Origin of the sequence: Nonomuraea sp. NPDC049784, from assembly GCF_040659615.1 — a bacterium.
Classification (GTDB): domain Bacteria; phylum Actinomycetota; class Actinomycetes; order Streptosporangiales; family Streptosporangiaceae; genus Nonomuraea.
In genome coordinates, this window is sequence record NZ_JBFAMX010000059.1 from 21,602 (window position 1) to 33,653 (window position 12,052).

Sequence of the window (12,052 nt, forward strand, 5' to 3'; positions counted from 1 at the left end):
GAGAGCAGCTAGATGCGCCGGTAGTGGCGGCGGAGGGCGATGCCCGCCGCGACGCCGCCCGCTACGGCGCCGGCGGCGGCGGCGATGGGCAGGGCGGTCAGGGTGGCCTTGCGGCCGGTGCGGAAGTCCTTGATCGGCCACTCGTGCTTCCTGGCGTGCTCCCGCAGCTCGCTGTCCGGGTTGATGGCCACCGCCGATCCCACCAGCGAGAGCATGGGCAGGTCGTTGGCCGAGTCGCTGTAGGCCGTGCAGCGGGTCAGGTCGAGCCCCTCGCGGCGGGCCAGCGCGCGCACCGCCTCCGCCTTGGCCGGCCCGTGCAGCAGGTCGCCCACCAGCCGCCCCGTGTAGACCCCGTCGTTGGTCTCCGCGACCGTCCCGAGCGCGCCCGTCAGGCCGAGCCGTTGCGCGATGACGCGGGCCAGCTCCACGGGCGTGGCGGTCACGAGCCAGACGCGCTGGCCCGCGTCCAGGTGGCTCTGGGCGAGCGCTCTGGTGCCGCCCCAGATGCGGTCGGCCATGACCTCGTCGTAGATCTCCTCGCCGAGGCGCACGACGTCATCGACCTTGGCCCCCGCGACGAACGCCAGCGCCGTCTCCCTGGCCACCGCGATGTGCTCGGGGTTCTCGTTGCCGCGCAGCCTGAACACCGCCTGCCCGACGGCGAACTTCAGCAGGTCGGAGGTCGTGAACATGCCACGCGTGGCCAGCCCCCTGGCGAAGTGGTAGATCGAGGCCCCGCGCATCATCGTGTTGTCGACGTCGAAGAAGGCCGCCGCCTGGAGGTCCGGCTCGACAGGGGCGACGGTGGCCGCCGCCTGCGCCGCGGCCTCGCCGGCGGCCTCTGGCTCCACCTGGTGTCGTCGAAATAGCCGCCACATAGGGCCTCAGCTTACTTTCCTACTCAGGCGCGGCCAGACCGTTGATGTAGTCAAGGTATCCCTCTGCTTGGGCCAGCTGGGAGTCGTCGAGCTGCTTGAGCATAGGCCCGACCACCTTCTTCTGGTCCCGCGCGAAGCTCTCGATCTTCCTCGAGCGCGGCTCCGCCCGCTCGAGGCGGCTGATGCCCGCGCGCGTGGACTCCTCCATGTCCTTCAGCGTCTTGTCGACCAGCGGGCCGCCATCGGACGAGCCGAGCAGGCTGGCGACCTCCCTGGCCCGGGCCTGGGCCGAGTCGAGCTCGCGCGCCCCGCGTTCGGCGTCGTCGCTGCTGAGACGTACGAGCGTGCTCTCCGCCGCGCGCTTGAGCGGGTAGAGGGAGTCTCCCGGCACCGACTGGTACGTGGCGAAGGCGGAGACCATCATGGCCGCCGCCAGCCCTAACGTGGCCAGCTGCGACAGCAGCGGCCGGCGGCGCGCCGGGCGGCGATGCGTGTGCTTCCCGGCCTCCGGCTCCTCGGCGAGGAGCACGCCGGAAACCAGCTGCGCCCGCAGGCGCTCGCGGAAGGCGGGCTCCGGGGCGCCGCCGAGAGGCAGGTCGCGCAGCTCCGTGAGGTGCTCGAGCACGCGCTCCCGCCGACTGCGCGCCCTACCCATGACAGCCCCCTGACGGCTCCGGTAGTGACATCTGACTAACGACGCGCGGATGGGGGAGGTTACGCCAGGTCGTGCTTGAGTGCCCTGGCGAGCGCCCGAATGGCGCGGAACTGCAGCGCTTTGATCGCTCCACTCTTCTTCCCCATGATCAGCGCGGTTTCCGCGAGCGAGAGGCCGTGAAGGAAGCGCAGGACCACGCATTCCTGCTGTTCGGGATTGAGATCTCGTACGGCACGCAGCACCCGGTCATTGATGATGGCGTTCACCACGGCGTTCTCGGGAATGTGCGAACCGTCGAGCGGCACGTCGATGATCTCGCCCGTCGGGATCTCCAGCCGGTAGCGCCCCGACTTGAAGTGGTCGGTGACTAAGTTCCTCGCGATGGTCACGAGCCAAGCGCCGAAGTCGCGCCCCTGCCACGTGAAGTCGCCGATCCTGCGCAGCGCGCGCAGGAAGGTCTCGCTGGTGAGGTCCTCGGCTAATTGGTGTGACCCCACCCGGAAGTAGATGTAGCGGTAGACGAGGTCCACATACCGGTCATAGAGCGTGCCAAAGGAATCCGTGGATCCACTCTTGGCATCCAGCACCAGCAGGCGGACGTCGTCGGGCACTTCTTCGCGCACGGCGGGCTCGCCCGTCCGGGCAGGCACAGCGACCGCTGGCGCAAGCAGCCCGGCGAACGGTGACGAGTCAGGCATCCGGTATCCCTAGGGGTAAGGGGTGCGGCGTGCTCGAACACTCTAGAAATCAACCGGAAATTCCACAATCCACAGCTTGCTGGCATGACTAGGCGTAATCGCCGGATACGGTGTCATCCGACCCCTTCCCTCTTCGGCTACCGGCTGGGAGGCATAGTCCGGCAGCATTGGAGTCACCATGGAGATCCTCGTTGCTGTCATAGCTTTCGCCGGTGCGCTCATGGCCGCGGTCGCCGCCGGCGCCCTGATCCAACGGCTTCGCGACGAGTCCGAGGGGTGGTTGATCGCCTGGACCGTTGCAGTCGTGGCGCTGTGCCTTTCACTCGGTGTGATCGGCATCGGCTACATCTTCGGGTTCGGCGCCGTGACGTTCCGTCTCTACCAGGTGACGGGGTCGATGCTGGTGCCGCTCTGGCTGGCGGTCGGCCTGATCCAGCTGCTGGCGGAGAAGGTGCCGCCGAGGTTCCTCGCATGGCTGTTCGGCATCGCGCTGACCATCGTCGCCGGCACGATCATGATCTTCGACCCGCTCAAGGCCGAGGTGACGGGCAAGGTACTGCCGGCGGGCTCGAACTTCTGGGGGATCTTCCCGAACTACCTGCTGATCGGCGTGCACGCCATCGCCGTGGTGGTCATGCTGGCCATGCTCGCGGTCGCCGGGTTCAAGTGGCGCCAGGGCGACGAGTACGACACCGACAACATGCACGCGGCCCTGGTCATCGTCCCCTCGGGGCTGGCGCTCGTGGGCGCGATGAGGTTCACGGTGGCCGCGCTGTTCACCACCGCGCTGCTCGTCGTCGCCGGGGCGGCCGTCTGGTACACCGTGCTGCGGCCTCTGGCGCCGTACGAGGACGACGACGAGGACGACTTCGGTCCCGACCACGACGAGAGGTCCCCACGCCGGGACGATCGCTCTCAGCGCCGCGACGAGCGTGCGCAGCACCACGAGGAGCGTCCCATGCATCGCGACCAAGGGCCTGTGCGCCCCGACCAGGGGCCCATGCAGCCTCAGCCGGGCCACAGGGGCATGCCCGAGCCCGTGCCCGGCGCCCCCGGCCTGCCTCCCTCGCCGCCGCGCCGGCCGTCGGGGCTGGGCGACCTGGTGGCCGAATACCGCGCGGGCGACCAGGAGGTCGACTACGCCGCGCGCATGGCGCCGCAGCCCGACTCAGGGCCCGCGACCGGCTACATCATGAACGGCGCGCCGCCCATGGGACAGGCGCCGGTCCAGCGCCCCGACTACGCCATGCCGGGGACGGGGGCGGTCTACCCGGGCGCCGAGATGCTCTCGCCCGCGGCGCAGCAGCAGCCGGCCTCCAGCAAGCCCTCGCCGAGCATCTACGGCCTGCTCACCGTCTTCACGCTCATGGACGGCGCCGGAGAGGCGTTCGACCGGCTGGCCGAGGCGACCGTCGAGGCCGTGCGCCGCGGCGAGCCCGACACCCTCGTGTACGCCTGCCACGCGGTCAAGTCGGCCCCCCTGCAGCGCATCGTCTACGAGCTCTACCGCGACGAGGTCGCCTACCGCGACCACCAGCGCCAGCCGCACGTCGAGAGGTTCGTCAACGAGCGGCAGTCGATGGTGCTGGCCACCAACGTCATCGAGCTCAACGTCAACGCCGCGAAGGTGGTGCCGCTGCCGACGGCTATGTACTGAGGGCCGCCCTCAGCCGAGCCTCGTCCACCCGCCAGAAGTCGTGCTGCACCCCGTCGATCAGTGTGACCGGGATCATCTCCCAGTACTTCTCCTGGAGCTCCTCGGAGGACTCGATGCTGACCTCCTCCCAGGGCACACCGAGCTCGCCCGCCACCCTGGCGATGACCGCGCGCGCGTCCTCACACAGGTGACAGCCGGGCTTGCCGAGCAAGGTGATGCGATGCATACGCCCACGGTACCCCTGGTATTGCCCCTACTCCCCCTACGACTTTGTGCATCGGTTCACAAAGGGATTAACCTGAAAGACGGTTCGATTCCGTTCACGCGGTCCCCAAGCCGCCCGTCCCCTGGAGCTCCGGCACGTGAAGAGCCCGTCCCAATCCCGTGACCGCGGCATCCCCGAGGCGACGGTCGCCAGGCTTCCGTTGTACCTCAGGGCGCTGCACGGGATGGCCGAGCGGGGCGTCGCGACCGTCAGTTCCGAGGACCTGGCCGTGGCGGCCGGGGTCAATTCCGCCAAATTGCGCAAGGATCTGTCACATCTGGGCTCATACGGCACGCGAGGCGTAGGCTATGACGTCGAGTACCTCGTCTACCAGATCTCCCGTGAGCTCGGCCTGACGCAAGACTGGGCGGTCGCGATCGTCGGGGTCGGTAACCTCGGCCGCGCGCTGGCCAACTACGGCGGTTTCGTCTCCCGAGGCTTCCGGGTCGCGGCCCTTGTGGACGCCGACCCCGAAGTAGTGGGCGACACCATCGCGGGGTTGAATGTTGAACACATCGACGAACTGGAAGCCGTCATCAAGCGGCGTGGAGTCTCGATCGTGGTTCTGGCGACACCGGCGGCAGCGGCGCAGGAAGTGTGCGATCGCGTGATTTCCGTGGGCGTGACCAGCATCCTAAACTTCGCCCCGGTTGTGCTTTCTGTGCCGGAAGGCGTCGATGTCCGTAAGGTCGACCTATCAATCGAACTGCAGATTCTCGCGTTCCACGAGCAACGCAAGGCTGGGGGGCCACTCATGGCGATGGACAGTCAATGAGTGTTCTGGCTATCGGACTCAGCCACCGGACCGCTCCGGTGGCACTGCTGGAGCGCGTGTCGGTGACGGGTGACGCGCTCGCCAAGCTGCTGCACGACGTGCAGCAGGATCCCTGCGTCGCGGAGGCCATGGTGGTCTCGACCTGCAACAGGGTCGAGGTCTACGTCACGGTCGACCGCTTCCACGCCGCCGTGACCGCCGTCACCGGCCTGCTGGGCGTCCACTCGGGCGTCCCGGTCGAGGAGCTGACGCCGCACCTCTACGTGCACTACGAGGAGCGGGCGGTCGAGCACCTGTTCTCCGTGGTGTGCGGGCTCGACTCCATGGTCGTGGGCGAGGGCCAGATCCTCGGCCAGGTCCGCCAGGCGCTCAAGCTGGCGCAGCGCCACGGCACTGTCGGCGCCACCCTCAACGAGCTGGTCCAGCAGGCGCTGCGGGTCGGCAAGCGGGCGCACCACGAGACCGGCATCGACAAGGCCGGCGCCTCCCTCGTCTCCGCCGGCCTGGCCCTGGCGGGCGACCTGCCCGGCCGGCGGGCGCTGGTGGTGGGGGCGGGCTCCATGAGCTCGCTGGCCGCCGCCACGCTGGCGCGCGCCGGGGTCACTGACATCGTGGTGGCCAACCGTACGTTCGAGCGCGGCGCCCGGCTCGCCGAGTCGGTCGGCGGCAGGGCCGTGACCTTCTCCGCGGTGGCCGACGAACTCCCCGACGCCGACATCGTCATCACCTGCACCGGCGCCGGTCGCCACATCATCACCCCCGACATGCTGAACGGGCCCGCGTTCCTCCTGGACCTGGCGCTTCCCCACGACATCGACCCGGCCGTGCGCGCCGTGCCCGGCGTCACGCTGGTGGACCTGGAGACGATCAAGGAGTCCGGCATCGGCTCCCGCGAGGGCGACTCCGTGGCCTCCGTACGCGGGCTCGTCGCCGAGGAGCTGCGCGCGTACCTCAACGCCGAGCGGGCCGCCAAGGTCACCCCGACCGTGGTGGCGCTGCGCACCAAGGCGGCGAGCGTGGTCGAGTCGGAACTCGGGCGCCTCCTCATGCGCGTGCCGAACCTCGACGAGCGGGCGCGGGACGAGGTCGCCATGACCGTGCAGCGGGTCGTTGACAAACTGCTTCACGAGCCCACTGTGCGTGTCAAGCAGCTCGCCACCTGCCCCGGAGGCGATCATTATGCGGAAGCGCTGCGTGAGCTGTTCAATCTCGATCCCAAGATGCCCGAGGCCGTGAGTGAGGTGGAGCTGTGACGTCGGGGGCTCTGCGGCTGGGGACCCGCCGCAGTCTGATGGCGACCACGCAGTCGCAGATGGTGGCCGACGCCTACACCCGGCTCACCGGACGCGCGGTCGAACTGGTCGGCGTCACGACGTTCGGTGACGTCACCAAGGCCCACCTCGCACAGCTCGGCGGCACGGGCGTCTTCGTCAACGCGCTGCGCGACAAGCTCATCGAGGACGAGATCGACTTCGCCGTTCACTCGCTGAAGGATCTGCCGACCACGCAGGACCCCCAGTTCACGCTGGCCGCCATCCCCGCTCGTCACGACCACCGCGACGCGCTGGTCGGCCCGCGCAAGTTCGCCGACCTGGCGCCGGGCGCCAGGGTCGGCACCGGCTCGCCGCGCAGGATCGCCATGCTCAGCGCGCTCCGCCCCGACCTGGAGTACGTTCCGATCCGCGGCAACGCCGACACCCGTATCGGCAAGGTAACCTCAGGTGAGCTCGACGCGGTCGTGCTGGCCTCGGCCGGCCTGACCAGGATCGGCCGTGACGCCGACATCGCGCAGATCTTCGAGGTGGAGGAGTTGCTGCCCGCTCCCGGTCAGGGTGCGCTGGCCGTGGAGTGCAGGTCCGACAGGACCGATCTCATCGAGTTCTTGAGTGTGCTCGACGACCCGCGCACGCGCTCCGCGGTGACCGCCGAGCGAGCGGTGCTGTCGGCTCTCGAGGCTGGCTGCTCTGCTCCGGTGGGTGCTTTCGCGGTCGATGACGGGCACACTCTGAACCTGACCGCCGTGGTCGTCTCCATCGACGGCCGCGAGGCGGTCCGCAAGTCCGCCGCCGGCTCTCCTTCGGAGGCTGTAAACCTGGGCCGCCGCCTGGCAGCCGAGATGATCGCCGAAGGAGCCGACAGATTGATGGGGGAGCATTCCCATTGAGCTCCGATAGTCCAACCTCCGGTTTCGTCGCGTTCGTGGGCGCGGGACCCGGCGATCCCAACCTGCTCACGCTCCGTGCCGCCGAGTTGCTCTCCAAGGCCGACGCCGTGGTGCTCGGCGACGAAACGTACCGCCCGCTGCTGCGCCACTGCCGCGAAGACGTCGAGGTCATCGAGAACGACCTGGTCAAACGCGCCAAGCGCGGGCAGCTCGTGGTGCGCCTGTGCGAGGGCGACCCCATGCTGTTCTCCTCGATCACCGAGGAGGTCGCGGCCTGCACCGCGGCGGAGGTGGACTTCGAGATCGTGCCCGGCGTGCCGCCCGCGACCGCCGTGCTCACGTACGCGGGCATCCCCCCGGCGACCTCCGTGCCCGAGTTCCGCGTCGTGGACGCCGCGCAGGAGCAGGACTGGTCCGTCCACGCCGCCTGCCGCGGCACGCTGGTGATCTACAACGGCATCTCCGACGCCGTGGTCATCGGCAAGGCCCTCATCGCGGGCGGCAAGCCCGACACCACGCCCGTCGCGGTCAGCAGCGGCGGCACCACCACCGAGCAGTACACCGTGGTGTCCTCGCTCGGCCGGCTCCAGGCCGACCTCAAGCACGCCGGGTTCACCGAGCCGGCGCTCATCGTGGTCGGCGAGGCCGTGGGGCTGCGTGACAAGCTGTCGTGGTTCGAGACCAAGCCGCTGTTCGGGTGGCGGGTGCTGGTGCCCCGCACGAAGGAGCAGTCCCGCAGCCTGTCCGAGCAGCTCGTCGCGTACGGCGCGGTGCCCGAGGAGGTGCCGACCATCTCGGTCGAGCCGCCCCGCACGCCGCAGCAAATGGACCGCGCCATCAAGGGGCTCGTCACGGGCCGCTACGAGTGGGTGGCCTTCACCAGCGCCAATGCCGTCAAGGCCGTGCGCGAGAAGTTCGAGGAATACGGGCTCGACGCGCGGGCCTTCGCCGGGCTCAAGGTGGCGGCCGTGGGCGACGCGACCGCGCGGGCCCTGGTCGAGTTCGGGGTCAAGCCCGACCTGCTGCCGTCGGGGGAGCAGTCCTCCGAGGGGCTGGTGGCCGAGTGGCCGCCGTACGACTCGATGCTCGACCCGATCAACCGCGTGCTGCTGCCACGGGCCGACATCTCCACGGACACCCTGGTGGCCGGGCTCACCGAGCTGGGCTGGGAGTGCGACGACGTCACCGCGTACCGCACCGTGCGGGCCGCGCCGCCGCCCGCGCCCATCCGCGAGGCGATCAAGGGTGGCGGCTTCGACGCCGTGCTCTTCACGTCGTCGTCCACCGTGCGCAACCTCGTGGGCATCGCGGGCAAGCCGCACAACGTGACCGTGATCGCGGTCATCGGTCCGCAGACCGCCAAGACGGCCGAGGAGTTCGGGCTCCGCGTGGACGTCATGGCCGACAAGCCGTCCGCGTCCGCGCTGGCGGCCGCGGTGGCCGAGTACGGAACCAAGCAGCGCCAAGCGGCCATGGCGGCGGGCGACACCCCGCGCAAGCCCTCACAGAACCGCCGGGGCGCCAGAAGGAGAGGCAAATGAGCGCTGAATACCCCATCGCCCGGCCTCGGCGGCTGCGGCGCAGCCCCGCCCTGCGGCGGATGGTGGCGGGCACCAGGCTGCACGCCGCCGATCTGATCCTTCCCCTGTTCATCAAGGAAGGCCTCGCCGAGCCGCAGCCCGTGGCCTCGATGCCGGGCGTCTTCCAGCACACTCGCGACTCGCTGCGCAAGGCCGCTCGCGAGGCGGCGGAAGCGGGCGTGGGCGGGCTCATACTGTTCGGCATCCCCGCGGTGAAGGACGCCAGGGGCTCGGCCGCCGACGATCCCGACGGGATCCTGCAGGTGGCGCTCCGTGACGTGAACGCCGAGGTCGGCGACGCGATCGTGGTCATGGCCGACACGTGCCTCGACGAGTTCACCGACAACGGGCACTGCGGGATCCTCACCCCGTCCGGCGACGTGGACAACGACGCCACGCTGGAGCGGTACGCCTCGATCGCGGTGGCCCAGGCCGCCGCCGGGTCGCAGATGGTGGCGCCGAGCGGGATGATGGACGGCCAGGTCGGGGCGATCCGGTCGGCTCTGGACGGGGCCGGTTACGGAAATATCCCGATTTTGGCCTATTCGGCCAAATATGCCTCCGCCTTTTTCGGGCCCTTCCGAGACGCCGCCGAGTGCGCGCCGCAGTTCGGCGACCGCAGCACCCACCAGCAGGACCCCGCGGGGCCGCTGGACGAGGCGTTGCGCGAGGTCCGGCTCGACCTCGCCGAGGGCGCCGACGCCGTCATGGTCAAGCCCGCGCTGGCCTACCTCGACGTCATCACCCGCGTCCGCGACGAGGTGGACGTGCCGGTGGCGGCGTACCAGGTGAGCGGCGAGTACGCCATGATCGAGGCAGCCGCGGCCAACGGCTGGGTCGAGCGGGATCGGATGATCATGGAATCGCTGGTGGCGATCAAGCGCGCCGGGGCCGATCTGATCCTCACGTACTGGGCAACGGAAGTGGCACGACGTCTCTAACCTTGGGGTTTCCCGTCGACTCGTGAGGCGTGTGCGTTAGAGTGCGATAACAAGTGCTGGTGTGTCCCGCGTGGTGAGTGCTGCTGCCCCCGGAGCCGGGACCTCCTCAGGCGCTGGACTCGACGGGAGACACCATGGTGGGGGTACCACTGGCTCGGCGTACCAGAAAGCGGGCGCGGCCGACACGCATCGGCGCCGTGCTCGAATACGCCGCCATGGGCTGGCCCGTCGTGCCGGGCGCCTACCCGCTGCGACACGGGTCGCGTGCCTGTTCCTGTGACCGCCTCGGCTGTCCCGACCCTGGCGCGCATCCGCTCTCGCCTGCCTGGCACATGCAGGCCACGACGGACACCGCCCAGCTGACGCGCTGGTGGCGGGCAGAGCCCGAGGCCAATGTGATTCTGCCCACTGGTCGCGTATTCGACATCTTCGACGTACCGCTCGCCCTCGGCCTGTCGGCCCTCACCCGGATCGACAACGCGGGAGCGGACCCCGGCCCGGTCGCCGCCAACGGCGACCGGGTCTTGTTTTACGTGGCCACGCGCGGCAATCCCGAGGACGAGGACGAGTGGTGGTCGTGCCACCTCGACTGCGATCCGGCGACGATTGACGACACGCCCGGGTTGCGGTGGCACTGCCGCGACAGCTACGTCCTCGCGCCGCCGTCCACCCTGCCCACCGGCCAACCCGTCTCCTGGCTCCGCCCGCCGAACGGCCGGCCGCTGCCCGACCCGCTGCGCATCCTGGAGTGGCTGGCCGACTGAGGTCAGAACCGGCGGATGTCGCGCTGGTCCACCTCTGTCATGACCTTCGCCACTGTGGCGAAGTCGTCGTCAACGTGCAGCACCGTGAGTCCGTGGTGGACGGCCGTGGCGCACAGCAGTAGATCGACCACTCCGGCAGAACGGTGCTGTCCCCGCTGCGTCAGCTTGTACTGTGCGTTCTCCACCCATCGCCAGGCGGATTTGGGGACGGGCACGAGTTCGCAAAGGGTGTTGAGTTCGTCTTCCAGTTCGTCCCTGTGAGCAGGGCCTGTGGCCGAATAGAGGAATTCCGTCCTTGTCGGCTCGTAGATCCGCAGCGGTTGCGCGGTGATCCGCTCACCCCACGTCTCGAGCACTTCGGTGTTCCGCAGGAGATACCACAGCGCGGAGGCGTCGATGAGGTAGGTCATCAGGAGATGGCCTGTTTCCAAGCTGCTTTGGCTGCCTGGCGCGCGGCGGACACCTCGTCGAACTCGCCGCGCTGGGCACGGGCCGCCAGCTTCTCCAGCGCCTCGATCCGCTTGACCCGTGCGACGTACTCCCGAAGGGCGAGGTTGACGGTCTCCTTCTTGGTCGTCGTTCCCATCATGCGCATGGCCTCTTTGAGGGCGTCGTCGTCAATGTCGATCTGAGTGACTGACACGTTTCCTCCTGATGTTGGTAACCACTAAAGATTACATACATCATCACTATAGCTCCCGATGCGCCCGCTCCGAGGACCGGCGGCTGATCCGGCTAACCTGGGTCGGGTGAGCCGTACACAGAACTCCGAGGACCTGTTCGCCCGCGCCCGCCAGATCGTGCCCGGAGGCGTCAACTCCCCGGTGCGCGCGTTCGGCGCGGTCGGTGGGACGCCGCGCTTCATGGTCTCCGGCCAGGGGCCCTACATCACCGATGTGGACGGCAACCGGTACGTCGATCTGGTGTGCTCCTGGGGCCCCATGATCCTCGGGCATCGACACCCCGCGGTCGTCGAGGCCGTGTCCGGGGCGGTCGCCAACGGGTTCTCGTACGGCACCGCCACGCCCGGTGAAGTGGAGCTGGCCGAGGAGATCGTCGCCAGGGTGGCGCCGGTGGAGAAGGTACGGCTGGTCAGCTCGGGCACCGAGGCGACGATGAGCGCTGTGCGCCTGGCCAGGGGGTTCACCGGGCGCTCCAAGGTGATCAAGTTCGCGGGGTGCTACCACGGGCACGTCGACGCGCTGCTGGCCTCGGCCGGGTCCGGGGTGGCGACGTTCGGGCTGCCCGACACGCCGGGCGTGACGGGAGCGTCGGCGGTGGACACGATCGTGCTGCCGTACAACTCCATCGAGGCCGTCGAGGCGGCCTTCGCGGAGGTGGAGGTCGCGTGTGTGATCACCGAGGCCTGCCCCGCGAACATGGGGATCGTCCCGCCGAAGGAAGGCTTCAACGCGCGGCTGCGCGAGCTGTGCACGGCCAACGGCGCGCTGCTCATCGTCGACGAGGTGCTGACGGGCTTCCGCGTCTCGTCCGCGGGCTGGTACGGCCTGGACCCGGTGGACGCCGACCTGATGACGTTCGGGAAGGTCATGGGCGGTGGCCTGCCCGCCGCGGCCTTCGGGGGACGGGCCGATGTCATGGCCCAGCTCGCGCCCGAGGGGCCGGTCTACCAGGCGGGGACGCTGTCCGGTAACCCGCTGGCCTGCGCGGCCGG

14 protein-coding genes are annotated in these 12,052 nt (G+C 69.4%); 8 read left to right on the forward strand and 6 right to left on the reverse strand.

Going from position 1 to position 12,052, the window contains the following annotated elements:
- Positions 1-8: 8 nt before the first annotated feature.
- From AB0J09_RS15810 to AB0J09_RS15820, 3 genes are read right to left on the reverse strand one after another with little or no spacing between them, the layout of a single operon-like run.
- Entirely contained in the window at positions 9-878 is an 870-nt protein-coding gene (locus tag AB0J09_RS15810; RefSeq protein ID WP_360690435.1) for an HAD-IB family hydrolase, read from the reverse strand.
- A 19-nt stretch (positions 879-897) separates the two neighbouring features.
- On the reverse strand, positions 898-1,533 hold the full coding sequence (locus AB0J09_RS15815) for a DUF5667 domain-containing protein (RefSeq protein ID WP_360690437.1): 636 nt from the start codon (positions 1,531-1,533) through the stop codon (positions 898-900).
- A 59-nt stretch (positions 1,534-1,592) separates the two neighbouring features.
- Positions 1,593-2,156, reverse strand: coding sequence for a sigma-70 family RNA polymerase sigma factor (locus AB0J09_RS15820; RefSeq protein WP_360690439.1), 564 nt, complete (start codon positions 2,154-2,156; stop codon positions 1,593-1,595).
- A 253-nt stretch (positions 2,157-2,409) separates the two neighbouring features.
- Here AB0J09_RS15820 and AB0J09_RS15825 point away from each other — a divergent pair, with 253 nt between their 5' ends.
- Complete coding sequence (locus AB0J09_RS15825; RefSeq protein WP_360690441.1) at positions 2,410-3,888, forward strand: antibiotic biosynthesis monooxygenase; 1,479 nt, start codon at positions 2,410-2,412, stop codon at positions 3,886-3,888.
- Here AB0J09_RS15825 and AB0J09_RS15830 read toward each other — a convergent pair.
- A complete protein-coding gene (locus tag AB0J09_RS15830; RefSeq protein ID WP_360690443.1) occupies positions 3,878-4,114 on the reverse strand; it encodes a glutaredoxin family protein in 237 nt (78 codons plus the stop codon). The two genes, AB0J09_RS15825 and AB0J09_RS15830, sit on opposite strands and share 11 nt — an antisense overlap.
- Positions 4,115-4,250: 136 nt before the next feature.
- On the opposite strand from AB0J09_RS15830, the gene AB0J09_RS15835 reads away from it, so the two are divergent.
- The 6 genes from AB0J09_RS15835 to AB0J09_RS15860 all read left to right on the forward strand — a co-directional run bounded on the left by AB0J09_RS15835 (position 4,251) and on the right by AB0J09_RS15860 (position 10,377).
- A complete protein-coding gene (locus tag AB0J09_RS15835; protein WP_360690445.1) occupies positions 4,251-4,928 on the forward strand; it encodes a redox-sensing transcriptional repressor Rex in 678 nt (225 codons plus the stop codon).
- On the forward strand, positions 4,925-6,181 hold the full coding sequence (locus tag AB0J09_RS15840) for a glutamyl-tRNA reductase (protein ID WP_360690447.1): 1,257 nt from the start codon (positions 4,925-4,927) through the stop codon (positions 6,179-6,181). The genes AB0J09_RS15835 and AB0J09_RS15840 overlap by 4 nt, the downstream gene beginning before the upstream one ends.
- Positions 6,182-6,219: 38 nt before the next feature.
- Positions 6,220-7,092, forward strand: a complete 873-nt coding sequence (gene hemC, locus AB0J09_RS15845; protein WP_360690462.1) for a hydroxymethylbilane synthase — start codon at positions 6,220-6,222, stop codon at positions 7,090-7,092.
- Positions 7,093-7,127: 35 nt separating this feature from the next.
- Entirely contained in the window at positions 7,128-8,633 is a 1,506-nt protein-coding gene (locus AB0J09_RS15850; RefSeq protein WP_360690449.1) for a bifunctional uroporphyrinogen-III C-methyltransferase/uroporphyrinogen-III synthase, read from the forward strand.
- Positions 8,630-9,613: a porphobilinogen synthase gene (gene hemB / locus AB0J09_RS15855; protein ID WP_360690450.1), complete on the forward strand. Its 984-nt coding sequence runs from the start codon at positions 8,630-8,632 to the stop codon at positions 9,611-9,613. The genes AB0J09_RS15850 and hemB overlap by 4 nt, the downstream gene beginning before the upstream one ends.
- A 134-nt stretch (positions 9,614-9,747) precedes the next feature.
- Positions 9,748-10,377, forward strand: a complete 630-nt coding sequence (locus AB0J09_RS15860; protein ID WP_360690452.1) for a bifunctional DNA primase/polymerase — start codon at positions 9,748-9,750, stop codon at positions 10,375-10,377.
- Positions 10,378-10,379: 2 nt separating this feature from the next.
- Here AB0J09_RS15860 and AB0J09_RS15865 read toward each other — a convergent pair whose 3' ends face one another.
- Together AB0J09_RS15865 and AB0J09_RS15870 are read right to left on the reverse strand one after the other, a co-directional pair.
- Positions 10,380-10,787 (reverse strand): PIN domain-containing protein, encoded by a 408-nt coding sequence (locus tag AB0J09_RS15865; RefSeq protein WP_360690454.1) that lies wholly within the window; start codon positions 10,785-10,787, stop codon positions 10,380-10,382.
- Entirely contained in the window at positions 10,787-11,020 is a 234-nt protein-coding gene (locus AB0J09_RS15870) for a type II toxin-antitoxin system VapB family antitoxin (RefSeq protein ID WP_360690456.1), read from the reverse strand. The genes AB0J09_RS15865 and AB0J09_RS15870 overlap by 1 nt, the downstream gene beginning before the upstream one ends.
- Before the next feature lie 106 nt (positions 11,021-11,126).
- On the opposite strand from AB0J09_RS15870, the gene AB0J09_RS15875 reads away from it, so the two are divergent.
- Positions 11,127-12,052 (forward strand): glutamate-1-semialdehyde 2,1-aminomutase (locus AB0J09_RS15875; protein WP_360690458.1); only part of this gene is annotated, 926 nt, incomplete at its 3' end.

What these genes read in the sequence shown, in the direction of transcription:
- AB0J09_RS15825 (WP_360690441.1), top strand. Translation starts at nt 2,410, where the DNA reads ATGGAGATCCTCGTTGCTGTCATAGCTTTCGCCGGTGCGCTCATGGCC.
- AB0J09_RS15840 (WP_360690447.1), top strand. Translation starts at nt 4,925, where the DNA reads ATGAGTGTTCTGGCTATCGGACTCAGCCACCGGACCGCTCCGGTGGCA.
- hemB (WP_360690450.1), top strand. Translation starts at nt 8,630, where the DNA reads ATGAGCGCTGAATACCCCATCGCCCGGCCTCGGCGGCTGCGGCGCAGC.
- AB0J09_RS15810 (WP_360690435.1), bottom strand. Translation starts at nt 878, where the DNA reads ATGTGGCGGCTATTTCGACGACACCAGGTGGAGCCAGAGGCCGCCGGC.
- AB0J09_RS15830 (WP_360690443.1), bottom strand. Translation starts at nt 4,114, where the DNA reads ATGCATCGCATCACCTTGCTCGGCAAGCCCGGCTGTCACCTGTGTGAG.
- AB0J09_RS15860 (WP_360690452.1), top strand. Translation starts at nt 9,748, where the DNA reads ATGGTGGGGGTACCACTGGCTCGGCGTACCAGAAAGCGGGCGCGGCCG.
- hemC (WP_360690462.1), top strand. Translation starts at nt 6,220, where the DNA reads ATGGCGACCACGCAGTCGCAGATGGTGGCCGACGCCTACACCCGGCTC.
- AB0J09_RS15815 (WP_360690437.1), bottom strand. Translation starts at nt 1,533, where the DNA reads ATGGGTAGGGCGCGCAGTCGGCGGGAGCGCGTGCTCGAGCACCTCACG.
- AB0J09_RS15865 (WP_360690454.1), bottom strand. Translation starts at nt 10,787, where the DNA reads ATGACCTACCTCATCGACGCCTCCGCGCTGTGGTATCTCCTGCGGAAC.